This window comes from Collinsella aerofaciens (assembly GCF_028209625.1).
In the GTDB taxonomy this organism is placed as follows: domain Bacteria; phylum Actinomycetota; class Coriobacteriia; order Coriobacteriales; family Coriobacteriaceae; genus Collinsella; species Collinsella aerofaciens_AM.
Map to the genome: position 1 here is coordinate 25,875 of NZ_JAQLDU010000005.1, position 26,215 is coordinate 52,089.

The 26,215-nt window shown below is 61.1% G+C and carries 23 protein-coding genes and 1 riboswitch; of the genes, 3 read left to right on the forward strand and 20 right to left on the reverse strand.

What is annotated here, in order from left to right; all coding sequences use genetic code 11:
• Window positions 1-28: 28 nt before the first annotated feature.
• The 6 genes from PMW70_RS03515 to PMW70_RS03540 all read right to left on the reverse strand — a co-directional run bounded on the left by PMW70_RS03515 (window position 29) and on the right by PMW70_RS03540 (window position 8,584).
• Window positions 29-829, reverse strand: a complete 801-nt coding sequence (locus PMW70_RS03515; protein ID WP_271743888.1) for an energy-coupling factor transporter transmembrane component T family protein — start codon at window positions 827-829, stop codon at window positions 29-31.
• Window positions 829-2,733 carry an energy-coupling factor transporter ATPase gene (locus PMW70_RS03520; protein ID WP_271743889.1) on the reverse strand — a complete coding sequence of 635 codons (1,905 nt, stop codon included), beginning with the start codon at window positions 2,731-2,733 and terminating at the stop codon, window positions 829-831. The genes PMW70_RS03515 and PMW70_RS03520 overlap by 1 nt, the downstream gene beginning before the upstream one ends.
• Window positions 2,730-3,320, reverse strand: a complete 591-nt coding sequence (locus PMW70_RS03525; RefSeq protein ID WP_117563816.1) for an ECF transporter S component — start codon at window positions 3,318-3,320, stop codon at window positions 2,730-2,732. Before PMW70_RS03525 ends, PMW70_RS03520 begins: the two co-directional genes overlap by 4 nt.
• Window positions 3,321-3,325: 5 nt before the next feature.
• A riboswitch (FMN riboswitch) is annotated at window positions 3,326-3,518 on the reverse strand.
• 476 nt (window positions 3,519-3,994) lie between these two features.
• Complete coding sequence (gene groL / locus PMW70_RS03530) at window positions 3,995-5,632, reverse strand: chaperonin GroEL (RefSeq protein WP_006234938.1); 1,638 nt, start codon at window positions 5,630-5,632, stop codon at window positions 3,995-3,997.
• Between the two features lie 96 nt (window positions 5,633-5,728).
• The gene (groES, locus tag PMW70_RS03535; RefSeq protein WP_040358989.1) at window positions 5,729-6,022 is read right to left on the reverse strand and encodes a co-chaperone GroES; all 294 of its coding nucleotides are present in this window, start codon (window positions 6,020-6,022) and stop codon (window positions 5,729-5,731) included.
• A 918-nt stretch (window positions 6,023-6,940) separates the two neighbouring features.
• The gene (locus PMW70_RS03540; protein WP_271743890.1) at window positions 6,941-8,584 is read right to left on the reverse strand and encodes an amidohydrolase; all 1,644 of its coding nucleotides are present in this window, start codon (window positions 8,582-8,584) and stop codon (window positions 6,941-6,943) included.
• 162 nt (window positions 8,585-8,746) lie between these two features.
• Here PMW70_RS03540 and PMW70_RS03545 point away from each other — a divergent pair, with 162 nt between their 5' ends.
• Complete coding sequence (locus tag PMW70_RS03545; RefSeq protein WP_271743891.1) at window positions 8,747-10,210, forward strand: M20 family metallopeptidase; 1,464 nt, start codon at window positions 8,747-8,749, stop codon at window positions 10,208-10,210.
• A 106-nt stretch (window positions 10,211-10,316) separates the two neighbouring features.
• Here PMW70_RS03545 and PMW70_RS03550 read toward each other — a convergent pair whose 3' ends face one another.
• The 13 genes from PMW70_RS03550 to PMW70_RS03610 all read right to left on the reverse strand — a co-directional run bounded on the left by PMW70_RS03550 (window position 10,317) and on the right by PMW70_RS03610 (window position 22,127).
• Window positions 10,317-10,793 (reverse strand): DUF2752 domain-containing protein, encoded by a 477-nt coding sequence (locus PMW70_RS03550; RefSeq protein ID WP_271743892.1) that lies wholly within the window; start codon window positions 10,791-10,793, stop codon window positions 10,317-10,319.
• A 13-nt stretch (window positions 10,794-10,806) separates the two neighbouring features.
• On the reverse strand, window positions 10,807-11,466 hold the full coding sequence (locus PMW70_RS03555; RefSeq protein WP_271743893.1) for a DUF4234 domain-containing protein: 660 nt from the start codon (window positions 11,464-11,466) through the stop codon (window positions 10,807-10,809).
• 195 nt (window positions 11,467-11,661) lie between these two features.
• Window positions 11,662-13,026 (reverse strand): DUF4013 domain-containing protein, encoded by a 1,365-nt coding sequence (locus PMW70_RS03560; RefSeq protein WP_271743894.1) that lies wholly within the window; start codon window positions 13,024-13,026, stop codon window positions 11,662-11,664.
• 150 nt (window positions 13,027-13,176) lie between these two features.
• Complete coding sequence (locus PMW70_RS03565; protein ID WP_271743895.1) at window positions 13,177-14,199, reverse strand: YitT family protein; 1,023 nt, start codon at window positions 14,197-14,199, stop codon at window positions 13,177-13,179.
• A 207-nt stretch (window positions 14,200-14,406) separates the two neighbouring features.
• Window positions 14,407-14,931: an Asp23/Gls24 family envelope stress response protein gene (locus PMW70_RS03570; protein WP_271743896.1), complete on the reverse strand. Its 525-nt coding sequence runs from the start codon at window positions 14,929-14,931 to the stop codon at window positions 14,407-14,409.
• Window positions 14,932-14,975: 44 nt separating this feature from the next.
• Window positions 14,976-15,353: a DUF2273 domain-containing protein gene (locus PMW70_RS03575; RefSeq protein ID WP_233502694.1), complete on the reverse strand. Its 378-nt coding sequence runs from the start codon at window positions 15,351-15,353 to the stop codon at window positions 14,976-14,978.
• Window positions 15,346-15,891 (reverse strand): Asp23/Gls24 family envelope stress response protein, encoded by a 546-nt coding sequence (locus tag PMW70_RS03580; RefSeq protein WP_271743897.1) that lies wholly within the window; start codon window positions 15,889-15,891, stop codon window positions 15,346-15,348. The genes PMW70_RS03575 and PMW70_RS03580 overlap by 8 nt, the downstream gene beginning before the upstream one ends.
• A gap of 166 nt (window positions 15,892-16,057) precedes the next feature.
• On the reverse strand, window positions 16,058-16,864 hold the full coding sequence (locus tag PMW70_RS03585; protein WP_271743898.1) for a YebC/PmpR family DNA-binding transcriptional regulator: 807 nt from the start codon (window positions 16,862-16,864) through the stop codon (window positions 16,058-16,060).
• 167 nt (window positions 16,865-17,031) lie between these two features.
• On the reverse strand, window positions 17,032-19,215 hold the full coding sequence (locus PMW70_RS03590) for a DUF6020 family protein (RefSeq protein ID WP_271743899.1): 2,184 nt from the start codon (window positions 19,213-19,215) through the stop codon (window positions 17,032-17,034).
• Window positions 19,216-19,289: 74 nt separating this feature from the next.
• A complete protein-coding gene (gene lgt / locus PMW70_RS03595; RefSeq protein WP_271743900.1) occupies window positions 19,290-20,111 on the reverse strand; it encodes a prolipoprotein diacylglyceryl transferase in 822 nt (273 codons plus the stop codon).
• 108 nt (window positions 20,112-20,219) lie between these two features.
• Window positions 20,220-20,498 (reverse strand): NifU family protein, encoded by a 279-nt coding sequence (locus PMW70_RS03600; RefSeq protein WP_271743901.1) that lies wholly within the window; start codon window positions 20,496-20,498, stop codon window positions 20,220-20,222.
• Window positions 20,499-20,668: 170 nt separating this feature from the next.
• Window positions 20,669-21,193 (reverse strand): deoxycytidylate deaminase, encoded by a 525-nt coding sequence (locus PMW70_RS03605; RefSeq protein ID WP_117790158.1) that lies wholly within the window; start codon window positions 21,191-21,193, stop codon window positions 20,669-20,671.
• Window positions 21,194-21,275: 82 nt separating this feature from the next.
• Complete coding sequence (locus tag PMW70_RS03610) at window positions 21,276-22,127, reverse strand: type III pantothenate kinase (RefSeq protein WP_117790159.1); 852 nt, start codon at window positions 22,125-22,127, stop codon at window positions 21,276-21,278.
• Between the two features lie 192 nt (window positions 22,128-22,319).
• On the opposite strand from PMW70_RS03610, the gene PMW70_RS03615 reads away from it, so the two are divergent.
• Together PMW70_RS03615 and PMW70_RS03620 are read left to right on the forward strand one after the other, a co-directional pair.
• A complete protein-coding gene (locus PMW70_RS03615; RefSeq protein ID WP_271743902.1) occupies window positions 22,320-24,023 on the forward strand; it encodes an OPT/YSL family transporter in 1,704 nt (567 codons plus the stop codon).
• A 215-nt stretch (window positions 24,024-24,238) separates the two neighbouring features.
• Window positions 24,239-25,378, forward strand: coding sequence for a DUF389 domain-containing protein (locus PMW70_RS03620; RefSeq protein WP_271743903.1), 1,140 nt, complete (start codon window positions 24,239-24,241; stop codon window positions 25,376-25,378).
• 125 nt (window positions 25,379-25,503) lie between these two features.
• Here the strand turns inward: PMW70_RS03620 and PMW70_RS03625 are convergent, their stop codons facing one another.
• Window positions 25,504-25,953 carry a hypothetical protein gene (locus PMW70_RS03625; protein WP_117637650.1) on the reverse strand — a complete coding sequence of 150 codons (450 nt, stop codon included), beginning with the start codon at window positions 25,951-25,953 and terminating at the stop codon, window positions 25,504-25,506.
• Window positions 25,954-26,215 lie beyond the last annotated feature (262 nt).

Genomic DNA, 26,215 nt, shown 5'->3' on the forward strand with positions numbered 1-26,215 from the left:
GGACCCCTTTCTTGCGCTCGAATCGCGCCTAAACAAGTTGAAGATTGATGACGATGACGCAGATGAGCAGCAACGCCGTCACCACCGCCGCCAACGCATCGCCGCGGCCAAATGCAAGCGTATGCAGACGTGTGCGACCCTGCTCGCCGTGATAGCAACGGGCATCCATGGCGGCAGACAACGTCTCGGCATGACGGAACACGCCCGTGAACAGTGGAATCGCCACACTGCCGAGCATACGCACGCCGCCGAGCGGACCGCCCGTCACGCGTGCACCGCGGCTTGCCTGCGCATCGGCCGTCTGCTTCATCTCGGTGGCAAACTGCGGCATAAAGCGCAGCGCGATACCCATGATCATGCCGAGCTCGTGCGCCGGAAGCCCCACGCGTGCAAACGGTGCGAGCAGGCGCTCAAAGCCCGCGGTGAGGTCGAGCGTCGGCGTGGTGAGCGTAATGGCGCTCATGCCGGCCATCATCAGGGTCAGGCGGCACGCCATAAAGGCGGCAGAACGCAATGAGCCCTCGCTTATCTGCAGAAAGCCAAGCTGCCACAGGATGCGCCCATTCTGATCGGTAAACAAGTTGAGCACCGCGACCACGACGACGATTGCCAGCAGCGGCGCCATCGACGACAGAACGCGACGAACCGGCACCCGGGACACGGCATAGATCAGCACAACGATAATTGCGACCGGTGCCAGTCCGCGGAAGCCACTGACCGTGAGCGTCGTAATCAGAAACACAAAACCCAAGAGCAACTTGGTTCGCGGGTCCAGACGGTGGATTGCACTATCGCCGGGATAGTAGCTGCCAAACGAAAACGCCTCCATCAGCAACCCTCCTCTCGCGCGACCGTTTCGGATTTGGCCTTGTCCGAGACGTTAGAAGAACCGCCTGAGCGACCGATCGGCAAATCTGCCAACTCGTCGGCCAACGACTCAACCGTATAGAGCCCGCCGCAACGCAGCGGCACGCCCGCCTCCGCGAGCGCCAACGCCATGCGCTGGGCAGCGGGGACACCCAAGCCGATTGATTTAAGCTCATCGGCATGTGCAAACACCTGCGCGGGGATTCCCTCGGCAAACACCGCACCTTCGTTCATCACGACGATGCGGTCGCAGCAGTTGGCCAGGTCATCCATACTATGCGAAACCATGACAACGGTCAGGCCATCGCGGTGAAGTCGATCGATAAGCTCAAGGAAATCCCTGCGCGCAGCCGGATCGAGCCCCGCCATGGGTTCATCGAGCACCAGGACTTCGGGCTCCATGGCGAGCACACCGGCGAATGCCACACGCCGTTGCTGACCGCCCGAAAGCTCAAAGGGACTCTTGTCGCCGACCGTGGAAAGGTCGAGGCCCACGCGCGAGAGCGACGACTCGACGCGACGGTCGACTTCATCTTGCGGCAAGCCAAGGTTGTGCGGGCCAAACGCCACGTCCTGCGTCACGGTTTCGGCAAACAGCTGACGCTCGGGATATTGAAATACCACGCCGACCTTGGCCTTAACCGCAGCGGCGTCTTTCTTGTTTGATAGGTCGAGCCCCAGCGCGCGAACGGATCCCTCCTGGGGGCGAATCAAACCGTTGAGATGCTGGACCAGCGTCGACTTACCCGAACCGGTATGACCTGCCAAGCCCAGGAACTCGCCGCGACGCACCGTCAGCGATACATCGCGCAGCGCCCACGGGCTGCTGGGGTCGTTTCCCCAGAGAGCCTGTTTGCTCGATTTGCCCGCAGCGACCGAGCGCTTATGCCAGCGGCGGCGCTCGCGCGGACTGAGCGAATAACTGTACGAAACATGGGATAGCTCGATGACGGGCTCCGACGTGTTGCCCTCGTTGTCTACCGGAACAGTGCCGTCAGCGATTTCCAACTGGGATGCGGAAGGCTGCCCCGCAGTGCCTGCCCCGCTCCGCTCGGTATAGGCCTGCGCAACCTCGGCAACCATATCCGCCTCGCGCACCTGCGCGCAAACGGGTACGCCCTTCGCACGAAGTGCCATGCCCAAACGGCACGACTCCGGCATGTCCAGGTTGAGCTGCGCAAGTTCGTCCGCCCGCGTCAAGATTTCCTCGGGCGTACCGAGCATGGCAACGCGCCCCGCCTGAAACACCGCGACTCGATCGGCCTCGGCGGCCTCTTCCATAAAGTGCGTAATCATCACGATGGTCATGCCGCGAGCGTGCAACGCGCGGCAAGCCTTCATGAGGCCCTTGCGTCCACGCGGATCGAGCATCGAGGAAGCCTCGTCCAATATGAGCACGCGCGGTTCCATGGCAAGCACGCCGGCAAGCGCCACGCGCTGCTTTTGGCCACCCGAGAGCGCATGGGTCTCGTGGCGCTCAAAGCCCACCAGGCCCACGGCCTTCAGCACATCTCGCACACGCTGCGCGATCTGGGCCGATGGCACGCCCAAGTTTTCGGGACCAAAGGCAACATCGTCCTCGACAAGCGTCGCCACCAGCTGATCATCCGGGTTCTGGAACACCATGCCCGCAGTCGAGCGGATGTCGTAGACCAGCTCGGGATCGGACGCGTCCATGCCGTTGACGCGCACCGTTCCCGTATCGGGCTGCAGCAGCGCGTTCAAATGCTTGGCGAACGTCGACTTGCCCGACCCGTTTCCGCCGAGGATGCAGAAAAACTCGCCATCCTCGATGTTCAGATCGATGCCGTCGAGTGCCGGTGTGGCACCGTCATAGCTAAAGGAAACGCCCCGACACTCAATCATGCGCGGCCTTTGACCTGGTCCTTCTTGGGCGTAATGAGATTAGAGACCGCCTTGTACACCGCCAGCGTCAACACCGAGTTGAGCACGGTCTTGATGAGGTTGAACGGCAGCACGGCAGGAATCATAAGCGGGGCGATCACATCGACCGAGCCATACCAGAACCATACGCCAATGGTAAGGTTTGCGACCATAGACAACGCCGTAGCGGCAATGACACCGAACACTAGGCCAATCACGGCACCCTTATAGGTATGCATCTTCTGGTACACGATAGCCGCGGGCAGAATGTAGCCCAGCGTAGCAACCAGGTTCATAAGTGCGCCGACCCAATCGCCCGTGGTAAGCGCATGGATAACAATCGCCATAGCGGCAACAGCAGTACCGGCGCCAGGACCATACGCAAAACCGCACACCATCGCCGGCACCAGCGACGGGTCATACGTCAAAAACGGCGCCGAAGGAAGGATAGGCAGCTGCACGTACATAAACAGGGCGCCCAAGGCACACATCAGCGCCATGGTAACGAGCTGTTTGGTGCTCCACCTATTCGTGTTCTCAAAATGGATATGCTGCGACTGTTCAGACATAAGATCACCTGCCTCTTTCATCCGGACTCTAACCGTTGGTACTGGGATCTCACCAGTTCAGCCGGTATGCGAACCAACGCACACACGGGTCGCGGACTCATCGGCACGAACGCAGGCACCTCGCCTACGCCACGGCACCCCTTTGGCACCGCCCGATTTACCGCCAGTGGGGAATTCCACCCCGCCCTGAAACAGCACTTGCAAGTGTAGCACGAGCAGGTTTTCACGCAAGTATGCCGAGGGTAATTTATGGCGGGGGAAACGCTCTAGAAATGCAGCCGGGACAGAGCAGCGCGACAATAACGTACCCGCCCATCCCAAAGTGCTGCGCTTTTCGCGGCAAAGCCGCGAAACAGCAAAAGGGAAAAGCCACCGCAACAACCACGTTCCCCATCCATCCCAAAGTAGCGCGCCTTTCGCGCAAAGCGCGAAACAGCGAAGGGGACACGTATCCCTATCGACCACGTCCTTCTCCGCCCGCCGACCTCAAGGCCGTAAACGCAGGGAATCCGGGGGCGTGACGGGGGCTTCCCTCCGGAACATTCCGCAGGACGCAAAGAGGCTCCGCAGCGCGAAGCGCGATGCGGAGCCTCTTTGCATGTCCGAGGACGTTCCGGAGAGAAGCCCCCGTCACGCCCCCGGATTCCCGGTGGGAGTTCTAGACCTTGTCGGCCTTAGTACATACCGCCGCCCTGCTGACCAGCGGTGGCAGCAGCGATAGCGTCCTCAAGCTGAGTGTTCTTGGGCACATCGGAGACGGTAGCCTCGGTGATGAGGATCAGGCTGGCGACAGAAGCAGCGTTCTGCAGGGTGACGCGGCTGACCTTGACGGGGTCGAGGACGCCCATCTCGATCATGTCGCCCCACTCGCCGTTGGCAGAGTTGAGACCCTGGCCGGCGGGCAGCTCGGCAACCTTGTCGACCACGACAGCGCCCTCAAAGCCAGCGTTCTTGGCGATGGTGGCGACCGGAGCGGTCAGAGCCTTCTTGACGATATCGACGCCAATCTTCTCCTCGGGGTCGTCGATCTCGACAGCATCGAGCGCAGGAGCAGCGTCCATGAAGGCGACGCCACCGCCGGCGACGATGCCCTCCTCGACAGCAGCGCGGGTAGCCTGCAGGGCATCCTCAACGCGGTGCTTGATCTCCTTGAGCTCGGACTCGGTAGCAGCGCCGACCTTGATGACGGCAACGCCACCGGAGAGCTTGGCCAGGCGCTCCTGGAGCTTCTCACGGTCGAAGTCAGAGGTGGTGTTCTCCATCTCGCCCTTAATCTGAGCGATGCGGGCGTCGATGGCCTCCTTGGAGCCAGCGCCGCCGACGACGACGGTGTTGTCCTTGGAGATAGTGACGGACTTAGCGGTACCGAGCATATCGGCGGTGATGTCAGCGACCTTCACGCCCAGCTCGTCCAGAGCAGCCTGGCCACCGGTGAGGACGGCGATGTCCTCGAGGATGCGCTTGCGGCGATCGCCGTAGCCCGGAGCCTTGACAGCGCAGACGTTGAGGGCGCCGCGGATCTTGTTGAGGACCAAGGTCGGCAGAGCCTCGCCGTCGATGTCCTCAGCGATGATGAGCAGGCCACGGCCGGCGCGCTGGACAGCCTCGAGAACAGGCATGATGTCCTGAACGCTGGAGATCTTCTGGTCGGTGATGAGGATGTACGGATCCTTCATCACGGCCTCCATGCGGTCGTTGTCCGTGACGAAGTAAGCGGAAACATAGCCCTTGTCGAACTGCATGCCCTCGACGGTGTCGATGGTGATGTCGAACGTCTGGGAATCCTCGACGGTGATGACGCCGTCCTTGCCCACGACCTCCATGGCCTCGGCGATCTTCTCGCCGACCTCGGGGTCACCAGCGGAGATGGTGCCGACGGAAGCGATCTGCTCCTTGGTCTCGACCGGCTTGGCCTGCTTCTTCATCTCGGCGACGGCGGCGTTTACAGCCTTGTCGATGCCGCGACGGATGGCCAGCGGGTTGGCGCCAGCGGCGACGTTGCGCAGACCGTCGTTGACGATGGCCTGAGCGAGCAGGGTTGCGGTGGTGGTGCCGTCACCCACGGTGTCGTTGGTCTTGGTGGCGACCTCCTTCACCAGCTGAGCGCCCATGTTCTCGATGTTGTCCTCGAGCTCGATCTCCTTAGCGACGGAAACGCCGTCGTTGGTGATAGTCGGGGCACCAAACGTGCGCTGCAGAGCGACGTAACGGCCCTTGGGGCCCATGGTGACGGTAACGGCGTCGGCCAGAGTGTTGACGCCCTTTGCGAGCTTAGCGCGGGCATCGGTGTTGAACGTAATGTTCTTTGCCATGGTAGGTAATCCTCCAAAAGAAATGTGACTCGCGTCGCCGCTTCCGAGTCCTATGCGGCGGGCGCGTTCAAAGACGAATCAGAGATTCTGACGAGACTAGGCCTCGACGACGGCGTAGATGTCGTCGGCGCGCATCAGCAGATACTTCTCGCCGTCGACCTTGACCTCGTTGCCGCCGAACTTACCGTAGATGACAACGTCGCCGACCTGAACGTCCATAGGGATGCGCTCACCCTTGTCGTTGACCTTACCGGCGCCAACGGCAACGATGGTGCCGCGCTGCGGCTTCTCCTGAGCGTTGCTGGCGATGTACAGACCAGAAGCGGTCTTCTGCTCGGCCTCGTCGGGCTTGACCAGGACGCGATCTGCAAGCGGCTTCAAAGACGACATGCTTGTTTCCTCCTTCGTGGGCCGCGCGGTCATGCCGCGCGGGTTAACCCTTTTTGTTTGCGTACGCGTTGAATGGTACCCACGAATGGCGGGTTATACAACACGGAGTCAAAAAATCTTATTTTTTGGCACTTAGATTTTCTGAATGCCGGGGGATAACTTAGCGATGCCTCCCGTGTGGCTCCGGAGGGGCGGGGCATAAGGTTTCCTGCTCGGGCAGTCCTGCTCGCACGAAGGCCACATTAAGTGGCCTTCGGCTCGTGCGGAACTCGCGATAAACCTTATGCCCCGCCCCTCCGGTCCGCCCCGGGAGCCAGGTTGACTAATTTGGCCCCGGCATTCAGAAAAGTCAGTGCAGCAAAATGGCGATGTGGATGGCGACATGGGCATGGTTTTCGCCGCGCGCGGGTCCCCTGGGGAGCACCGTGCATTTTTGGGAGTATTCAGCAGACCAGGATGGCTGCATACGCGCCGGACACACCTTATTGGCCCCAAAGACGCCTTCGACCGGCGATTTGGGTCGGCAGACAGACCTCATCGAGACAAATAAACATGTCTCGCGTCGCACCGGACCCCAAAATGACGTTGATCTACGCAATGTTAGCCAACTGCAGCGGTACCGGAGGAACTTGCCGTGCAGAATACTCCGTTTTTTGCACGGCCCAGGCGGGGGTACATAAGGGCCAGAAAGAACATCCCACCCTTTTTATGCAATGTGCAATGGAAAGTATGCAAAACACCAAGGGACGGCATTGCTGATGTCCAAATTGAATACGCGGGGCAGCAGCGCCTCCACCCCACGACCAAATCCAGTAGAACAGAGACGCTCATAGCGGGTCCCCACCGATATGCAAACGTGGCCCGAGCGCCGTCCCAAAATGAGCCGCCCGAGCCGCGCTTAACGATACGGTGTGAGCATCAGCGCTCGTAGATTAATTTACCTGCCAGGTAGGTGGCCTGGACCTTGGTGGCTTGCAGCTCTTGGGGGTTGATGGTGAGCGGGTTTTGGTCCAGGACTGCCAGGTCGGCGTATTTGCCGGGCTCCAGGCTGCCGAGGTTTTGCTCGTCGCCCGCTGCGTACGCGCTGCCAAGCGTGTAGCTGCGCAGGGCCGTTGCCGCGTCGATACGCTCGTTCGGCAGCCAGCCGCCCTCGGGCCAGTGGCTGCGGGGATCTTGGCGCGTGATAGCCGTGTAGAGCACGTTCATGCTGGTAACGGCCGTGATGGGGCTGTCGGTACCGAAAGCTTGACGGATACCGCGCTGCTGATAAGTTGCGAACGGCCACATGATGCGGCTGCGTTCCAGGCCCAGGTCGCGCTCCGGGCCACCCGGGTCGAGCGTGATGTGGCAAGGCTGGCTCGAGGCAATGACGTTGAGCTTGCGCAGACGATCGATGTCCTGAGGCAGCAGATTCTCCAGGTGCTCAAGCGTATTGTGGCCGTGCTGGGGCAAGCCGTAGAGCTCTGCCGCCTCTTCAAAGATATCGAGCGCAGCATGGATGGCGCCGTCGCCGATAACGTGGATGCGCACGGTGTGGCCGCGCTCGGCTGCCGCCAGAACCAACTTGCGCATGCGCTCGACAGGAACCGTCAGGCGACCCTGATCGCCCGGGAAGCGTGGATTGGTATAGGGATCAGTGAGGTATGCGGTATGCTCGCTCGACACGCCGTCGAAGAACTGTTTAAAGCCTGGCGCCGAGAGCAGCGCGTTGTTCGCGTAGCGGGTCTGGAGTTCTTCCAAGCGCGATTGGTCATCCAGCAGCGTGGGAAACAGATGGGCGCGGATGCCCAGCTTGCCGGCGGCCTGCAGCTTGTCGTAAACATCGTCGCGAATAAAGTCGCAGCCCGGCATGGGCATGAGCGACATATCGCAGATTGAGGTAATGCCTTGCTCGGCCATACGCTTCATCTGGTCGGCATACGCGCTCGCGATGCGGTCCTCGCCCAGCCACTCCAGGCAGCGCGGCAGCAGCTGCATGGCCGCAGCCTCGTGAGCGATACCCGTAAGCTCACCGTTTGAGTCTTTGTCGTAACTGCCACCCGCCGGAGGCTCGCTGTCGCGCGTAACGCCGAGCGCCTCGAGTGCGCGGCTGTTGAGCCACAGCGTGTGCCCGTCGCCCGAGTACATAACGCAGGGACGATCGGGAAATGCCGCATCGAGGGAGGCCTTGGTAGGGTGCTCGGGCGGATCCCAGCGGTAATCGCGCCAACCCTGGGTCACGACCCAGGCGTCATCTGGCAAGCCTTGGGAAAACTCGAGCGCATGCTGCACCAATGCTGCCTCGGACGTGCCCATATCCATGAGCATGTACGGCGAGGAGCCAACCGAAGTATGGAAGAAATGCAGGTGCGCATCGTGGAAACCGGGGCAGACAAACTGCTCGCCGTAATCGACCACCGGCGTGGCGGCAGGTGCGGCGTCAATCACGTCATAGGGCGCGCCGACTGCGACGATGCGATCGCCCGCGATGGCGATCGCCAACTCGCGGGTGGTATCGATGCCGTCTTGGGCAGTAAAAACGTTCTTGGAGCGGATAATCCGATCGATATGCTGCATGAGCATCCCCATCTCTGGCAGGTAATTCAACACCCCCGAGTGTACTCCCCCGCCCTTGCAACAAAACCCCAAGCGGCAAACGGCAACTTTACCAGCCCTAGCGGCAGGTGGCATACTGGAGAGAGCCTGTACGATTTTGCGATCGAGCCAGCAAGGAGCAAATCGACCATGACGAAGACCAAGGCACAGCAAATTATGGCGGCAACCGAGGTTCGCGCGGCAGACGACGTCACCGCGGCCATCCAGGATATCGCAGCCGAGTTTGAACCCTACATCATCAAGCAGCGCCGGCACTTCCATAAGCACCCGGAGCTGAGCCTTGCCGAGGAGCGCACGACTTCCGACATCGCCAACCAGCTCGACGCCATGAATATCCCCTACGAGCGTCCACTCAAGACGGGCCTGGTGGCGACACTCCGCGGCACCGCGCCCGATGCCTACCGCGAGGATGGCACGCCGCGCCGCCGTATCCTGCTGCGCGCCGACATCGACGCCCTGCCCGTCACCGAGCAGACCGGCGAGGAGTTCGCCAGCGTCAACGAGGGCTGCATGCACGCCTGCGGCCACGACTGCCATATCGCCATGATGCTCGGCACGTTGCAGATTCTGCGCCACATGACCGATGACATCCACGGCGAGATTCGCATCGTTTTCCAGCCCAGCGAGGAAAACGGCCAGGGTGCCAAGCTCATGATCGGCACGGGCGTACTCGATGGCGTCGACGGTGCCTATGCCGCGCACATCTGGAGCGAGGTCGATGCCGGCACCGTGAGCTGCGAGCCCGGTCCGCGCATGGCAAACACCGACTGGTTCCGCATTGATGTCCGCGGCACCTCGTGCCATGGCGCCATGCCCCAGCGCGGCCACGACGCCGTTATGGTTGCCGCCGAAATCGTCAACGCCCTGCAGACCATCGTCTCGCGCGAGATTAGCCCCTACGAACCCGCCGTTATCACCGTCGGCGAACTGCACGGCGGCACCGCGCGCAACGTTATCGCCGGCACGGCATACCTCGCCGGCACGGTGCGCACCTATGGTGACAAGACGCATGAGGAGATGCCCGAGCTTATGCGCCGCATCGTGGAGCACACTGCGGCGGCCCTGGGCGCCGAGGCCGAACTCACCGACTACACCATCGCCAACTACAAGGTCGAAAACGATGCCGCCTCGAGCGAGCGCTGCCGCCAAGCTGTGCTCAAGTGCCTGGGCCCCACAGGCGAGGGCCATTACCGCGGCACGCTTTCGGGCGAGGACTTCTCGGAGTACCTGCGCCGTGTGCCGGGCGTGCTCGCCTTTGTTGGCACGCGCAACCCCCAGATCGGCGCCACCTATGCCCAGCACTCCTGCTTCTACAAGATCGACGAGAGCGTACTCGCCAAGGGCTCCATGGTAGCCGCCCAGTATGCCATCGACTTCTTGGCCGAGCCCACGCAAGAGGAGCTCGACGGCCCTACGATCGCCGCGGTTGCCGAGACCAATCCCGACCTGGCAGCCAAGCTGCGCTCTGCCAAGGCAACGGCCGCCGAGGCCCGCGACGCCATGCACGACGCCCGCACCGCCCGCCATGCCGCCATCAAGGGCATTCACGATGCCCGTGCCGCTGCTCGCCACGAGGAGAAGCATGGCGAGTAGCCGTCACGTCCACCCGTAACAACCTGGCTAGAGCAAAGCGGGGGCGAACGTTATCTCAACGTTCGCCCCCGCTTATGTGTCGACCGCTTTTCTAGCGCGTCCTCCGTCACGACAGGTAAGAGCGAAGGATGGTGAGCCAGCGTGGGGTTTCGAGGTGGATGATATCGGTGGGAACTCCGGCGGGAGCGTGACCACCAAAGAGCAGGCCCGCGTCTGCCGGGTTGATAAGGCGCACGATCCATACGGTAACGACCAGCACGCACAGAACAATAACTGCAATGTCGATGCCACGCTTTAGCTTGCTCGATGCCACCTCCTCGCGCACGAACGCGAGCGCAAACGCAATCGGCACCACCCAAAACAGCGGATGGTAGGCAAAGGCAGCCGCAAAATCGAGGCGCAGTGCTGCCAGCCAGGCCCTTGTCATACCGCATCCCGGACAGGGAATGCCCGTCATCAGGCGAAACACGCAGCCGATATCGAGCAGGTAGAGTGCGAGCCAGGCGACAAAGAGCGCGCCGATGCAAGAAAGGGCGCGGCGAATGAGCTCCGCCGCGCCCTTATGTCCCTGGGAGCTGTTCACGCCGTTCTTATCGTTAGGCACGAGCGCCAAGACGGGTGTTGTAAGCCGTTGCCATGGCATTGGTGTTCTTGATGATGATGTTCATGGCAAAGATGGGGCCAAGGCCGCACAGCAGCGCGCCGACAATCTGCCACATAAGAACGGTAGTACCGTTCTCCTGGAACATCAGGCCATAGCGAGGGGCATTAGCCTGCAGGCGGTTACCGATCTTGTAGTACCAGTAGAGTCCGTAGAAGCCGCAGGTCACGAACGACAGCAAGATGAATGCTGCCAGACCCGGCGTGGAATCGCCGTCATCCTGGCACATGACATTGATGTCGCGGGCAAGGCAATAGAGGAAGTAATACGAATAGATGCCGCAGGTCACGATGGAAAGCAGGAGCCAGCCGATCACGCCACGGTCGGTCTTAATCGGAGCATAGCCCATCGGGGCAGGTGCAGGCTGCTGAGCATACTGCTGCTGCCCGGTGTACTGCTGCTGAGGCTGGGGCTGAACTGCCTGAACCGGAGTGGGCTGAATCTGCGTGGGCTGCGGAGCAGGCTGGGGCTGAGGCGCAGGCTGCGGCGCGGGCTGAGAGGCCGGAGCGGCGGGAGCGGCACCGATGGCAGAACCGCAAACAGGGCAGAATTTGGCATCATCCGAAATGGGAGAACCACAAGTGGGACAGAACATAAGCTTCTCCTTTTCCTAAGGCGTTGCACGCCTTCAAACCTTACACGTCTATGTTCTCAACAATAGCCGCGACGTTGTTGCGCAACATTGACCAATTACCGAGAAATTTTGCTGCAACCGTTTTCCCAGGCATTTTCTTGCTTTCGCAGTAGAAAAAAGCACCCCGGGCTCAGTTGCCCAGGGCGCCTCGACCGACTATTCGGTTTGATTGTTTTCGGCAGCAGGATTATCGCCCGGCTCATCCGCCGGCGTGGCAACGGCATTCCAATCGGGTTCTGCAGGCGTCGCCTCGGACGCGGGGGCCGGTGCCGGGGCAGACGTCGGCGCGGGCGACGTTGCAGACGCAGGTGCGGGTGCCGGCTCAGGCACAGGCGCCGGCTCGGGTGCAGGCTCAGGCGCAGGCTCGGGCGCAGACTCGGGCGCGGGCGCAGGTGCCGGCGAAGCATCCGGAGCGCTGTAACCCGAAGGAGCGGACTTCTTCTCAAACGGCAACACAAAAGTCAGGACGTCATCCTTGTCCTCGTCGGCCCACTCGCTTGCATAACGCGCAACCCAATAGCCAACGGCACGATGTTTGAGCATGTTGCCAAAGACCGTGAGGAATACCGTGACAAACGCCGTCAGCACCAAGAACAATACGAGCGTAATGCCACCGCCGGTAACAAGCGCCTCAATAGCCGTAGGACGGTAGTAGTAGCTATACATACCGACAGAGGCAATGGTGCCAAAGACGAGCGTCAGGATCCATGTGATAACGTTGGCGACCAGACCCGTCAAAAACTCGGGAAGGAACGATGCGCAGAACAGCTTGGTCTTATTGTTCTTAAAGGCCGCCCAGACCTTATCGAGCGAAAACGCGCTCTCGACGCGACCGGTCACCGCAAAGTGCATCACGGCGATGTCGGCGAACATAGTAAAGAAGACACCCAGGACCGCCGTGGCAATCATAGCCAGAACAAACAGGCCCAGCGAGCCAAATAGAGCGGCCTCAAGCGCATAGGAGCCGAAATAAGAGTACGCACCCGCGGCACCAATTACCACGCTCTCCACCAGCGAAAGCGCTACACCAATAACGGGAATAGCCGCGATAACCTTGAGCACGCTCGAAATAACGCCCGAAAAGACGCCAAGGCCAAACGACGTGGAACGCATCAACGGACGATCCATGCCGTCATCGACCTTGAGCGACAGGTCGCGACCCCATTCGATGCCAAAGCCAGAACCGCACGCGCTTGCCACACAGGCAGCCAAAAAGCCGAAGGCAGCCGCGATACCGCCGATAACGGGAATGAAGAGCACGAGCACCGACACGACACAGATGAGCGCCGGCAAAAAGGCAATCTGGCACACGCGCTGCAGCACGCCCGGCGTCTTGGTCATGTCTTCAAACGCCTGAGCTACACAGCCCTTGGGCACGTTCACGTTAGGCTGAGGAACAAACTGCTGAGGCTGAGACTGCCCCTGAGGAGCAGAGGTTGCAGCACCGGTATTAGGAGCGCCACACGCGCCACAGAACTTGTCGTTATCGCCCATGGGGGCGCCACACTGCGAACAGAACATCGAAATCATCCCTTCGTATCTAGAGCGAATCACCTGGATCGCAAACGATGTCTTTGGCAACATTATCGCCCAATGTGGGGACAAATACTCCAAGATGGCCGATTTGCAACGTAGACGGCTTTATTCAATGATTCGAAGGGTACGTCCGCGCTAGTTCGTGCCGCGGAAGCCCTTGCCCACGATCTCGGAGCTATCGACGATGGTGATGAAGGCACCGGGGTCAATCTCGCGGGTATAGCGGCGCAGCTGCACTGCCTCGCGACGGCTCAGCACGCTCATAATCACCGTGACGCACTTGCCCGAGAAGGCGCCGTAGCCACGGCTGATCGTTGCCGTGCGGTTGAGATGCTTGACGATAAACTCCTCGACTTTGCGCGGTTCGGCGCAAATGATCGTGCAGACCTTACGAAGGTGAATGCTCTCGATAGCCTTATCGACCACGAGCGTCTTGGCAAACAGGCCAAGCACGCAGTACAGGCCAACGCGCGGGCCATACAGGAAAGCCGCGATGGTTACGATGCCGATATCGACCAGCAGCAGCGCGCGGCCAATCTCAAGCGTGGTGCGGCGTTTGAGGATCATGGCAAGAATGTCCGTGCCACCCGTCGAGGCGCCGATATCAAAGACAATAGCGCTGCCGAGCGCCGGCAAGATGACGGCAAAGCACAGGTCGAGCCACATATCACCCGTCAGAGAGACATCGGTCGGAATGAAGAGCTCAAACAGCGAGACGTAGGCCGAAAGCGCAAACGAGGCAAAGACGCTCCAAAGGATTGCCTTGCGCTCCAAAAAGATAAAGCCCAGAACGACCAGGACCGCGTTGATAATCCACATAAAGACGCCGACGGGCAGAGTCGGGAACAGCGTGGAAAGAATGACCGACACGCCCGAGGTGCCGCCGAAGGCAAAGTGATTGGGGGTTTTAAAGGCCACGATGGCGAACGCCGTGAGGATCAGGCCCAGATTGAGCTCGGCAAAAAAGCGCGGAAAGCCTGGCTCCTGGCTGCGCTTGCGGCCGGCGCGCTCGCCACGTTCGATATCCTCGCGACCGACCACGCGCTCCATCGGAACCACAGGCGGGCGATGCACTTCCTCGGCAGCACGCGACGCCGCCTCTGCCGCAGCGGCCTCAATCGCCCATGCCTTGCTTTCGGTCTCGTGTTCGTCGGCCATTACGGCAACCCCTCGTTAACAATTTGGAAACAATGCGCCCATTAGGGTAACGCGGAACGCGAAGATTGCAACCCTTAGTTAGACGAGCGGTATGACCGCATCGAAGGCATATAGAAAACGGCCGGCCGCGCTTTTACATGCGCGACCGGCCGTTTGACGTTTACGCAGATAAAACCTGCCAAAACAAACCTGTCCCTTTTTGGTAGGTTACTCGTGCTGGCTGGTGCGGTGCTCGTACTCCTCGGGGGTGATGACATCCTCGATGCGCAGGTTGACGCCCGCCACCTCAAGGCCGGTCATCGCGGCCAGACGCTCGGTGACACGCGCCTTAACGTCGTCAAAGATCGCAGGCGCATAGGCGCCGTACTCGATGATGACCGAGATGTTGACGACCACGCGGTTGTCGTCGGTGACCTCGACCGTCACGCCCTTGGTCAGGTTCTCGGCACCAAACTGCTCCTGCACAAAGTGCATGAGGTTGCCCTTCATGCCCAGAACGTGCGGCACCTCGCGGGTGGCCATGGCGACGATCTTCTCGATCACGCCGTTGGAATAGGTCAGCGAGTCCTCGGACTCGTCCGCCTCCTCGTCCATCTCCTCGTTGTCCTCGTCCGCATCGGACTCGGCCTCGACGAGCGCCTCGTCCTCGAGCGTCACGTCTCCGGTATCGACGACGGCCTCATTCGCCTCGAGCTCGGTATCGGCCACATCGACCTTCGTGTTAAAAGCCATGGTTCCTCCTTATGCCTGCCGCGGATGCGACAGTCGAATACGTATTAGCGGCCGCTAAACAGGCGGCCGAAGAAGTTGACGATACCGTTCTCGCCGTCGCGAATCTGGCCGATTACGGCGCCGATCAGCACAAAGAATGCGATGACGAGCGTGTCCCACAGGCCCAACGTAAGTACCAGCACGGCGAGGATAAAGCCTGCCACGGCGCCGAGCGTAGTGTTGGGGTGGCGCACGGCGTAGCTCCAGATAGCAGCGCCCGTACCTTTGATGAGACCCATGGCCTCGTCAAAGTCGTTGGCGGCGCTGTCGTGCTGCTCGCCGGCCTCGGGCTTGGTGTCGGCGGACTCGCCTGCCGGCATAGCGTTCTGATCGATCGTCAGGCGCGGCGTGCGGGCGGTCTTGTCTTGGTTGGTATCACTCACCGGAAACCTCCACGGTCTGGACGGTAGTCTTGGACGGCAAAAAACGGACGCGCGCGGTCGTGCCCGGCGTGCCGAGCATGGTGTCACAGGCCTTCTCGATGCGCTGCTGCATCGCAGTGGCAAGAGCGGCAACGTCCTTATCATCGAGCGCGATGGCCTCGACCTTAAAACGAACGTGCGACTCGTCGGAGCCTTGAACGCGCGCCTCGATATGCTCAACCATCACGCGATCATCGCACTCCGCCGCGGCACGGGCGCACGAGGAAAGCGCTGCGAGCGTGACCTCGATATTGCGCTCCCCCGCCGGATGCACGCAGGACGGCTCGCGACGCGCGAACATCAGGCGGAAAAATCCGATGAGCACGCCAAGCGCCACGATGGCGGCGCACACCGTAACGAAGACGCGAGGCATGGTGTCACGCAACAGCAGCATAAAGCGATACGTATACGGTCCCCAGAACTGGCAGACAAGCGTGCCCAGCGCCACGATGGCGGCGGCAAGGTACACGATTGCTAGGGCTCGTTTGAGCACGCGCATGCGGCGCTCCTTTCGGGTCTCGGTCCACAGAATGCAAAACGATTCGCATCATTATAAAAGAGCCGGGTCCGGTGCTCTACGCACGCGGATCCGGCTCATCTATTCCACGAGGCTTGCATGCTCGCTTCATTATGCCCAGATATGCACGGCTTAACCCGCGCGGGCGCTACTCCTCCTCGAGGACAGCGATAACCTCGTCGGTCATGTCCATGGTGCTGTAAACATCCTGGACGTCGTCGAGCTCCTCGAGACGGTCGATGAGGCGCTGAACCTTCTTGGCGTCGGTACCGGAGACCTCGGTCGGGGTGGTCGGAACCATGGTGGTCTCGGAACCCTTGACCTGGACGCCCTGCTCCTCGAGTGCCTTGGAGACAGCCATGACGTCGTTAGCAGCGGTCCAGACGATCCACTCCTCGCCGGCGTCCTCGTAGTCCTCGCCACCGGCCTCGGCGATTGCCATCATGAACTCATCCTCGTCACCGGCAGCACCGTTGGCGATCATGGTCTCCTTCTTGGCGTTCTCGTCCAGGATCTCCTTGGCGACGACAATCTGGCCCTTGCGCTCAAACTGGAAGGCGACGGAGCCGGAGGTGCCCAGGTTGCCGCCAGCGTGGGAGAAGGCGGAACGGACATCGGCGGCGGTACGGTTGCGGTTATCGGTCAGGCAGTCAACGTAGACGGCAACGCCGGCGGGACCATAGCCCTCGTACACGATGTTCTCGTAGACGGCGGCGTCGGCACCCGAACCGAAGGCCTTGTCGATAGCGGACTTGATCTTGTCCTTAGGCATGGACTGAGCCTTGGCCTTGGCAACAGCAGCAGCGAGGCTGGCGTTGTTCTCGGGCAGCGGGTCGCCGCCGAGACGGGCGGCAACGGTGATGTTGCGGCTCAGCTTGGAGAAGAGGGCGGAACGCTTGGCGTCCTGCGCGCCCTTACGATGCTTGGTTGTGGCCCACTTAGAGTGTCCGGACATACGTGTCTCCTATCGGTTTCGACCTAAAGCCCAGCGCAGATGCTCGGGCAATATAAACAAACGTCGTTATGATATACCTACTGGCCTGCGAGATAAACCCCAAAATGAAGGCGTCGTGATGATGGCCCCTTTGGTGCAGCAAAGAAACCTGACCCCAATGCACCAGGTTAGGACCAGAGGAAGTCACTGCGGGTGACGGTGGCGCCGATGGCGAAGGGCATGCAGGCGATGACCGGATACAGGTAGCGCATGTAGGTCGAGCCGTTGCACGGACCAATCAGGCACACGGCGAGCACGCCCAACAGCGGCACCCAGATCGCCAGCGCACGCCATGAATGACGACGCAGCAGGTAGACCACCACGGCGATCATAATCCACACATAGGTGGCCGAGCTCATGGTGAGCGAAATAAACGGGATGCGTTGTACTGCCACGCGATACAGGTTGATCAGGTGGTCACACCAGCGCACGACCTTGCTATCGACCGGATGGAAGTCGAAGTACTTGAGGTTATCGGGCTTCGCCATAATCTCGGCACTGCGCGCCGTGCTGTAGACCCATGCATCGCGAGCGCTCGGATAGAAGTACCCATAGTAGTTATTGATGAGCGCCGAGATATAGCACTCGGGATCCTTTTTGAACATCTGGGCCCACACCTCAAAATAGGCCTTGATGTCCTCCTGCGAGGCGTACTCGTTAAAGCAATTTTTGACGGCGTCCGACTTGTCGGGGTTGTAGCGGCGGCCCAGATTGTCGTACTTGAGCACACGGTCGATCACGGCACGCTCTTCGTCGGTCACCAAGCCGTCGCAAGGAGCCTCCACGATGGTGCCGTCCTCCTTAACCGTGGGGTTGACGCCCGAGTTGAGGCCGTCGTGCTTTTGGACGAAACGGGCCGTCTGCTGGAACGGAATCGAGAGGATTTCGCGCTTGGAACCAGGCGTGATGTCATGCGCCGGCATAAAGACCTTGGTGAAGTACATATTAGAGGCAAGGCAGAGTGCAAGCACCGCAAGAACTCCCATCCAGCGGAAACGCGGGATGGCGCCCGAAGGCGCAGCACCAGCCTGCTTGGCTGCACGACGAGCCACATGCACGTCCCATGCGCAAAACGCCGCCGCGATTACGCATGCCGCCAGGGGAAACACCAGGCCTCCATTGCGCAAAAACGTGGAACCCATGGCGCCCAGAGCGAGCAGCAGCCAGTCGTGGCGCGCAAAGAGCACGGGCCTCTGTTCGCCCGCACGCTCGGCATTGGCATCGCGACGGGGCAGGCCGCAGGCCACGAACTTCACGGTCTGCACCAACAGCACCAAAAACGCGTCGGCAAACAGCACATCTTTGGTAAGCAGGGCCGCGTAGTTGGAGAACATGGGCATAAACACAAAGAACAGCAAGATCACGCCGCGGACCGGCAGGCTCACGCCCAGTTTGCGCAGCGACGAGATGGAATAGGCCATGCAGGCGGCCGTAATGACGAACTGAGCGCAGGTGTAGATGGCAAGACCTGCGTTGGCGCTGTTGAATAGTGAAAGCCCCAGCTGGACGCACGAACCGATGATAGCCGTGTGCACCACGGGGTGATGTCCGTTGAGCAACACATTGGGATTGAGCAGACGCAGGTAGTCACTCGTGCCGTTGGGGTAATTGAACCACTGGCGAATCTGCGCACCCGTATCCCCCATAAAAAGGCCGGGCAGCGAAGCGATGAGCGTGGGCGCCCAGGCAATCATAAGCACCAGAAAGGGCCCGGCAAAGGGATGGACCGAGAGCACGGCGTGAGCCACACGCCATACGCGGCCAAAGTGCGCTTCGGAAAACGGAATGCGCCGAGAGCTCAGCCAATCTAGACACTCAAAAGCCAGGTAGAAGGCAACGACCGCCAAGAGCATCCAGCCCGCACCGCCTATCCAGGCGCAGATGATGCGAGCCTTGTCGCCGAGCACGATCTCGGCCGAATCGGTGAGGTCGTAGCTGCGGCCAAACACCATGCAGACGGCAAAGAACAGAGACGGAAGGATCACCGAAGGACGCCAAGCATCGCTGCGGCCAAAGAATACGTAGCGAAACGGCAGCGTGAGCAGGCAGGCAAGCGCAAGCAGCATGACCGCGTCGGTATGGCCGGCAAACGAGAGGAGCACCTCGTAGCACACGTACAGCATGCCCGAGGCTTTGGGGTCAATCGCCAAGACTGCGTTGCTCGAGACCGGCGCGGGATCGATGGAAAACGCCGTGGTCGCCAACAGCGCGAGCAGAAATGCGATGAGCGTCTGCTTGGCGGGGTAGCGCTTAAACCAGACGATGCGGGCAGCGTCGCGCGCAGCCGTTGTGGAGAGGTCGGAATCCTTCACAGTCCGAAAGCCTTTCTAGAAACCTATCAAACTCGGCAAAACCACCACAAAGGTGCCTGTCCCCTTTGTGGTGGTTAGGCGTCGAGGTAGATGCGCTGGGGGCGATTGCGGTGTCGGGCGAAGATGATGAGCACCAGGCCGGCAATCACGAGCGGCAAACTCAGCAGCTGGCCCATGGTGATAACGCCTCCCAGCAGATAGCCCAGCTGGGCATCGGGCACGCGCACAAACTCAATCAAAAAGCGAACGATGCCGTAGCCCATCACAAAGACGCCCATAAACGTGCCCTGGGGCAGCAGCGGTTTTTTGCGACTGAGCACCTGCAGGATGCAGAAGAACACAATGCCCTCAAGAAACGCCTCGTAGAGCTGGGAGGGATGGCGCGGCATATTGCCCGCGGTGCCGCCAAAGACCACACCCCAGGGCAGATCGGTCGGCTTACCCCACAGCTCACCGTTTACGAAGTTGGCGCAGCGTCCCAGGCACAGCGCCAGCGGAGCGCCGATAACGGCAAGGTCGGCGATGGTCCAGGCGTCGAGCTTATACATGCGACACACGATGATGCCGCCCAAGATGCCGCCGACCAGGCCACCGTGGAAGCTCATGCCGCCCTCGTTGGTGGCAAAGATCTCGAGCGGGTGGGTCCAATAGTAGCCATCGCCGTAAAAGACGACGTAAAACAGGCGCGCGCCGATGATGAGGCCAAAGACCGCGCCGACCACGACGCTCGTCAGGTCATCAATCGTAATGTCGAAGCCCCAACGACGCTGTGTGCGGTACATAACGACCGCCGTGAGCAGGGCGCCGACCACGTAGGCCAGGCCGTACCAGTAGATAGTGATGGGGCCCGCCGAGATAGCGACGGGATCAAGCATATGGTAGAGGTCGTTGAGCATATCGATCCCCTGCTCCCTACATACAAATGCGGTCGCGGGCCTTACGCTCGCAGCCGCATATTTGGACGTAACGTCTATGCGGAGCGTACCGTCCGCAGCTTTCGCATCTTAGAACGGCGCGTACTCGTCGTACAGGTCCTCGGCCTCGCCGGAAGCATTGACCTGCTCAACGCGGGTAACGCCGGGCACATGCTCCTTCAGGATGCGCTCGATACCCATGGAAAGGGTTAGCGAGCTCATGGGGCAGCCGGCGCAGGTGCCCTGCAGCTCCAGCTTGACAACACCCTCGTCGTCGACGCCCACATACTCCATATCGCCGCCATCGGCCTGCAGGTTGGGGCGAATCTCTTCAAGAACCTTCTTAAGCAGCTCTTCGTTAACAGCCACAGGGGCTCCTTTCTCACAATAACGCGGGCACGCCCGCGGACAGGGGCTATGTTACTACAGCCATGTACCCGCTTAGGCGCCAGCCATGCGTGCGGACACGACTTTCACGAGCAGTCAATTTGGGACGGGTCTCTTTTGGCTGTTTTGCCGCCAGCTGGCGTTGGCACGCGCTACTGCTGAGTCTGCTCCCCGGTACCAATCTGGACATCGACGATGACCTGGCGGTAGCTGATGCCGCAGGAGTCGAGAATGCGGCGGCTGATACGGCCGTCATCGGTGTCGGCATACTTATTGTCCAGGTAGACGACCTCGCCCACGCCCACCTGCGCCAGGATCTTGGCGCAGTCGTGGCACGGGAACAGCGTGACGTAAACCGTGGAACCCTCGAGGTCCTTGAGCGAGCCACGGTAGTTGAGCACGGCGTTGGCCTCGGCATGGACCACGTAGTTGTGCTTGTCCTGCAGCGGGTCATCGCTCGTACCCCACGGGAAAAAGTCGTCGTTGAGCGCCGAGGGCGTGCCGTTGTAACCCACCGAAAGGATGCGGTGGTTGGTGCTGGCGATGCATGCTCCCACCTGCGTGTTGGGGTCCTTGCTACGGCGCTGCGCGGCGATGGCCACGCTCATAAAGAACTCGTCCCAGCTAATAACGTCGCGGCGCTTGCCCGACGCGGTTTGATGAAGATCGTCCGACATGGCAGACACCTCCGAAATCGCAATAGTTTGGCCCATTGTAGCAGGTGAAAGGTAGGGGCGCTTATCCCACCAGCCCCTCGCCCTACGCGCGGCGGGGCTTTTGGTTGATGCGGTAGAGCTCGGCGAGACCCCGCAACGTCAGCGCGTCGTCTACCGTCAGGCTATGGCCGACCAGCGCCGCAAGTGCCTCGGCATCGTCGCCGGTAATGACGATGGGCACATCGCCCTCCCCCGCGGCCTTGGTCGCGCGCATCTCGGCAAGCACCATGTCGAGCATGCCGTCGATGCGGGCTACCTCGCCCAAAACCACACCCGAGCGCATGGCCTCACGCGTGTTGTGGCCGATTACATGTGTGGGCGCCGAGGGCTCAACCTGGGGTAGGCGCGCTGCTGCCGCCGAGAGCGAACGGGCGCCGAGTGCCAGCCCCGGCGCGATAACGCCGCCCACAAAGGTACCGTGCGCGTCGATGACCTCGATATTGGTCGTCGTGCCCAGGTCAATCACGATGCACGGCGACCCGTAGACGGCGCGGGCCGCCACGGCATCGGCGATGCGGTCGGGGCCGATCTCGGCCGGATCGTCGTAGTGCACGGGCATGCCGGTCTTAAGTCCCGGCCCCACGGTGAGCACGCGCCCCGTGCAGGTGCGGGAAAGTGCCGCCTTCCACGGGCGCTCGAGCGCCGGGACCACGCAGCTCAGCACAGCAGCCGCGGGCACAAGCGCACCCGGCATGCCCGCATCGGCCGCCAGTGCGGCCATGACCTGCACGAGACGCATGCGCGCCTCGTCTGCTGTGATGCTCGACGGCGTGGTGATCTCGCACGTCGCAAGCGGACATTCCTGCGCCGCGGCCGAATCCTCTGCAAACAGGCCAAAGCGAATGAACGTGTTGCCCACGTCGACCGTCAATATATATGCGTACCCATTAAGCATCGTCGGCGCTCCTTTCGTCTGTCCAGCAGTATATCGCCTACCTAAACCAGTCATCCCAAAATGACTAGCTTGCGGCTATACTGGTGCGCGGTCGTTTGCGAGCTCACGCGGCGGCCCTTGGTAACCCGACTTCCCGCGCCGTATCCGTAACGGCGCTCCCGGGGGAAGCGGATATACGCAAAGGAGTTTTATATGAGCAATCCCTCGAACCGCACCTCGATGCGCGGTCAACTTACGCTGCGCGGCGTCGTCATCGGCGTCCTTGGCTGCGTGATCATCACGGCAAGCTCGGCCTACACCGCCCTCAAGATGGGCGCACTCCCCTGGCCGATCGTCTTCGCTGCCGTCATCTCGCTGTTCTTCCTTAAGCTCATGGGCAACGCCAGCCTCAACGAGGCAAACGTCACCCACACCATCATGTCAGCAGGCGCCATGGTCGCCGGCGGTCTGGCGTTTACCATCCCGGGCGCCTGGATGCTGGGCTATGCCGACCAGATCAGCTGGCTCGACATGTTCATCGTGGCACTCGCCGGCACCATCCTGGGTCTGCTGGCCACGGCACTCATCCACCGTCACTTTATCGTGGACGCCGCGCTGGAGTTCCCCACCGGCAACGCCGCAGCTCAGACCCTGCGCGCCACCGAGGCCGGCGGCAAGACTGGCAAGCAGCTCTTTGGCTCCATGGCCATCGCCGGCATCTACAGCGTGCTTCGAGACGCCCTGGGCGTGGTGCCCAGCATGCTGTGCACGCTCAATATCCCCGGCGTTACCTTTGCCATCTACAACTCGCCCATGTTGCTCTCCGTCGGCTTTTTGGTGGGCTTCGCCCCGGTCGCATTCTGGTTTGCCGGCGCGCTACTGGGCAATTTTGGCATCATTGTCGGCGGCACCGCTACCGGTCTGTTTGACGTTATGACCGCACAAGGCATCGTTAAGTCCCTGGGTATGGGCCTTATGATGGGCTTTGGCGTCGCCGTCGTCCTCAAGGACATCCTGCCGCAGGTCGCCGGTATCGTCCGCGGCCTTGCCGCCGACAGCTCCACCGACACCGACGAGCAGTCGCTCATCTCGGGCTCCCTTAAGCTCGACGCCGGTATCATCGGCCTGGGCGCTGCCGCCATCGCCGTGATCATCGCCATCGTGCTCGACCTTGGCCCCGTTCCGGCCGTCATCGTCACGCTGTTCACCTTTGTCACCACCATCATGAGCGCGCAGAGCTGCGGCCAGACGGGCATCGACCCCATGGAGATCTTCGGCCTCATCGTCATGCTCATCGTGGCTGCCTTCGCACAGATCGCCCAGGTCAAGCTGTTCTTTATCGCCGGCATCGTGGCCGTGGCATGCGGCCTTGCGGGCGACGTCATGAACGACTTTAAGGCCGGCGCCGTGCTGGGCACCAATCCGCGTGCGCAGTGGATCGGCCAGGCCATCGGCGGCATCGTGGGCGCCCTGGTCGCCGCTGCCGTCATGGTCGCGCTTGTCACCGCCTATGGTCCGGATGCTTTCGGCCCCGACAAGAGCTTTGTGGCCGCGCAGGCAAGTGTGGTCGCCACCATGGTCTCGGGCATCCCGAGCGTGCCGTGGTTCGCAGGCGGCTTTATCGCCGGCATCGTCATGTACTGGCTCGGCATTCCGGCCATGATGATCGGCCTGGGCGTATACCTGCCGTTCTACATGTCGCTCACGGCCTTCTTGGGCTCCTGCGCCAAGCTCGCCTACGACAAGTGGGCCGCACGCCGCGACGCCGCTGCCGGTCTTTCGGACGAGGAGAAGGCCTCCAAGGATGCCGCCTTCCAGGAGCAGGGCCTGGTCGTCGCCAGCGGTCTGCTCGGCGGCGAGTCCATCGTCGGCGTTATCCTGGCGTTTGTCTCTGTTGGTCTGAGCCTGCTGGGGTAGGCCGAACAACAACGCACCAGCGCAGAGCGCGGGGTCGGAATCAAACCGGCCCCGCGCTTTTTTGTCTATTTGACTCTTATGATCCTCACGGCGTTTTAGCCATGTCGATTGTCCTGACTTCCAGGTCAACAAACCTTGTCTGACACCTCGCCTAACGCGGTGTAGAGTAAAGACGACAGACGCAAGAAGCGGCTCAGAAGCTAAACGAGGTAAGCATGGAACTCGACAAACAACAGATCAAGCGGCTGCGCGAGCGTCATCATCGTCGTCACGGTATACGCCCTGCACACAGCGAGGCCATGGAGAATGCCACCCGTTTCCTTAAGCAGGCGTTCAACATACGCGAGGGACGCGCGCCCTATCACGTGATTCGCAAGCGCTTTGTAAACGGGGCGCGCCTGACTGGCTCGCACTTATGCATCCTGATCATTGCCATGTTGATCGCGAGCATCGGCCTCGATATCGACTCGGACATTGCCATCGTGGGCGCCATGCTCATCTGTCCGCTCATGGGCTCGGTCCTTGCCATGGCATACGGCATCGCCACGCTCGACCGCGAGATTGCCGTCGAGGCAATTGCCGGCCTCGCGCTGCAGATGGTCTTTTGTCTAATCACGTCCACGCTGTACTTTAAGCTCTCGCCCCTTGGCACCACCACGGCCGCCATCATCGACAACTCGACACCGACTGTGTGGGACCTTGCCGTCGCGCTCGCGGGCGGCTTTGCGGGCGGACTGGGCAACTCGCGCGACCAGGAACCCGCCACGCTCATCGCCGGCGTGGCCGTGGCGACCGCGCTCATGCCGCCCCTGTGCGCGGCGGGCTATGGCATCGCCATCGCGAGCGGGTCGCTGTTTCTCTCGGCCCTCTACGAGTTTGGCATCAACGTCGTCTTTATCGCGCTGGCGGCCGAAGCCGTACTACTTCTTTTGCGCGTGCCGCTCAAGCGCGACCTCAACGGCGACGGCATTGTGACCGCCGAGGAAAATGCCGAGGTCGATGAGCTGTCACACAAGGTGCGCCGCCGCATCATCGTGGGTACGGTGATCTTTGCCATCCCCTGCATCGTCATGACCGCGGGGTCCATTGGCTCGGCACAGGCCGGCGTGCAGGACGGCTACGGCGTCACCGAAACCACGCGCGAGCTTGCCGCGGTGCTGCCGGGCTTTAAGGATTACACCGTTGCCGTCGAGACCTCGGCCACCGAAGGCGGGGAGGAGGGCCTTGTCGAGCGCGAGGTTGTCGCCCACGTGACGACAAGCGAGACGCTTGGGGCACACGACCGCCGTGTAGCCCGCAAGCTCATCGACCTCAATGTGCCCGAGCTCGATCGCGTGGAGTTTGATGTGCAGTAATACGCGACGTGGGATGGATGCGCGCAGCCGCGAGTCACGACATGGCGCAGACGTGACGCGGGCCACGAGCAAATAGCGGGGCGCGGTCCATGGCCGCGCTCCGCTCGCTGATTTATTGCCGTGAATCATCTGTCCGCATCGACATCGCCAGACTCCACTGTAAACGCCGGACCGGTACTCACCAGATAAAAACGGGTCACCCTGGTATCTCTAAATAGGTAGAGCAAGCCCTGATCGCGTCGGCGCGAAATATACGCCACGTGGACCGCACCGAATTCTTCGCCGTTTTCCTTCTTTAATATCAGGATGTTGGGGTCATCCGTACGCTTAAACTGCCCGTCTGTGCAGATTCCGTCTTGGTCGACCAGCTGCCATCGACAGTTGTCCTCCTCAAGAAAAGCCAGGGTTTCCCGGCTTGTTTCGTCATCCCGATAGTAACCATCAATGGCAAAGCCTTCGGAAACGCATTCCTGCATATAGGATGTTTCTCGATTTATAGCAAACTGCCCTGCAGCGCCCAGGAGCACAGCCAGGCAGACCACTGCGAGGGCTATCGAGATAGTACGGCGGTTCATGTCAACCAGCCCGATACTTGTTTAACGGAGTGCAAAACATACTTGGTACCTCCGGTATCATGACGAACGTCACCTACGGCCTGCCGGCAATCATATGTTTACAACATCAAACCATATGGCAACCACTCGCGAGAGGAGTATCGGCGAACGGTGCATTTTTGCGTTCTATTGGCCAAACGTCAACGCGCGCTACGGCTCTTGCTCGACCTATTCAGATCTTGTCGCATACTACCGTAGATCCCCAACGCTTCCGCCCCCAAGA

What these genes read in the sequence shown, in the direction of transcription:
- PMW70_RS03565 (WP_271743895.1), bottom strand. Translation starts at nt 14,199, where the DNA reads ATGGCCGACGAACACGAGACCGAAAGCAAGGCATGGGCGATTGAGGCC.
- PMW70_RS03620 (WP_271743903.1), top strand. Translation starts at nt 24,239, where the DNA reads ATGGAACTCGACAAACAACAGATCAAGCGGCTGCGCGAGCGTCATCAT.
- PMW70_RS03585 (WP_271743898.1), bottom strand. Translation starts at nt 16,864, where the DNA reads ATGTCCGGACACTCTAAGTGGGCCACAACCAAGCATCGTAAGGGCGCG.
- PMW70_RS03525 (WP_117563816.1), bottom strand. Translation starts at nt 3,320, where the DNA reads ATGTCTGAACAGTCGCAGCATATCCATTTTGAGAACACGAATAGGTGG.
- PMW70_RS03560 (WP_271743894.1), bottom strand. Translation starts at nt 13,026, where the DNA reads ATGTTCTGTTCGCAGTGTGGCGCCCCCATGGGCGATAACGACAAGTTC.
- PMW70_RS03580 (WP_271743897.1), bottom strand. Translation starts at nt 15,891, where the DNA reads ATGCGCGTGCTCAAACGAGCCCTAGCAATCGTGTACCTTGCCGCCGCC.
- PMW70_RS03515 (WP_271743888.1), bottom strand. Translation starts at nt 829, where the DNA reads ATGGAGGCGTTTTCGTTTGGCAGCTACTATCCCGGCGATAGTGCAATC.
- PMW70_RS03605 (WP_117790158.1), bottom strand. Translation starts at nt 21,193, where the DNA reads ATGTCGGACGATCTTCATCAAACCGCGTCGGGCAAGCGCCGCGACGTT.
- PMW70_RS03570 (WP_271743896.1), bottom strand. Translation starts at nt 14,931, where the DNA reads ATGGCTTTTAACACGAAGGTCGATGTGGCCGATACCGAGCTCGAGGCG.
- PMW70_RS03520 (WP_271743889.1), bottom strand. Translation starts at nt 2,733, where the DNA reads ATGATTGAGTGTCGGGGCGTTTCCTTTAGCTATGACGGTGCCACACCG.
- PMW70_RS03615 (WP_271743902.1), top strand. Translation starts at nt 22,320, where the DNA reads ATGAGCAATCCCTCGAACCGCACCTCGATGCGCGGTCAACTTACGCTG.
- groES (WP_040358989.1), bottom strand. Translation starts at nt 6,022, where the DNA reads ATGTCGTCTTTGAAGCCGCTTGCAGATCGCGTCCTGGTCAAGCCCGAC.
- PMW70_RS03610 (WP_117790159.1), bottom strand. Translation starts at nt 22,127, where the DNA reads ATGCTTAATGGGTACGCATATATATTGACGGTCGACGTGGGCAACACG.
- groL (WP_006234938.1), bottom strand. Translation starts at nt 5,632, where the DNA reads ATGGCAAAGAACATTACGTTCAACACCGATGCCCGCGCTAAGCTCGCA.
- lgt (WP_271743900.1), bottom strand. Translation starts at nt 20,111, where the DNA reads ATGCTCAACGACCTCTACCATATGCTTGATCCCGTCGCTATCTCGGCG.
- PMW70_RS03625 (WP_117637650.1), bottom strand. Translation starts at nt 25,953, where the DNA reads ATGAACCGCCGTACTATCTCGATAGCCCTCGCAGTGGTCTGCCTGGCT.
- PMW70_RS03540 (WP_271743890.1), bottom strand. Translation starts at nt 8,584, where the DNA reads ATGCTCATGCAGCATATCGATCGGATTATCCGCTCCAAGAACGTTTTT.
- PMW70_RS03545 (WP_271743891.1), top strand. Translation starts at nt 8,747, where the DNA reads ATGACGAAGACCAAGGCACAGCAAATTATGGCGGCAACCGAGGTTCGC.
- PMW70_RS03555 (WP_271743893.1), bottom strand. Translation starts at nt 11,466, where the DNA reads ATGTTCTGTCCCACTTGTGGTTCTCCCATTTCGGATGATGCCAAATTC.